The organism is Elizabethkingia argenteiflava (assembly GCF_009904105.1).
In the GTDB taxonomy this organism is placed as follows: domain Bacteria; phylum Bacteroidota; class Bacteroidia; order Flavobacteriales; family Weeksellaceae; genus Elizabethkingia; species Elizabethkingia argenteiflava.
This window is the reverse complement of record NZ_JAAABJ010000343.1, coordinates 1-501: the sequence shown is the minus strand read 5'-3', so window position 1 is coordinate 501 and position 501 is coordinate 1. Positions and strand designations below refer to the sequence as shown.

The following is a 501-nucleotide window of genomic DNA, read 5'->3' as shown; positions in this document are numbered from 1 at the left end:
TGATTCAATATGGGTGTATCGACCATAATCCTTGTAGAGAGATTATCAAAAAGAAAATTACCAAGACCATACGGGAGACCCTCTCGGATGAAAAATATCAAATAGTACATGATTATATCCAAGAGAAATACCCCGATTTCTTCCGATATTTTAAAATATTCTTCCTTTCCGGAGCCAGAACCTCAGAATTATTTAGGCTACAAAAGAAAGATGTTAATTTACTCGATCAGGAATACAAAGTAACCATTCAAAAAGGAAGGGAATATATTGAAACTATAAAAATTATTTTACCTCAAGCCATTCCCTATTGGAGGGAGATCTTAGACATGTGCAAATCACAAAAGGATTATTTATTTTCTAAAGGATTAAAGCCCGGAGATAAGCCTATACAGCCCTACCAGATTACAAAGCGTTGGCACAGATTAATTAAGAGCTCTAACAAAATAAAAGACAAGGACGGCAAAATAATAAAAGTTACGGAAGATTTTTACTCTTTGAAGC

General features: G+C 34.1%; 1 protein-coding gene. It reads left to right on the top strand.

From position 1 onward, the window contains the following. Positions 1 to 501, top strand: a 501-nt coding sequence (locus tag GNY06_RS03925; protein WP_166518896.1) for a tyrosine-type recombinase/integrase, incomplete at both ends; no start/stop codon positions are given.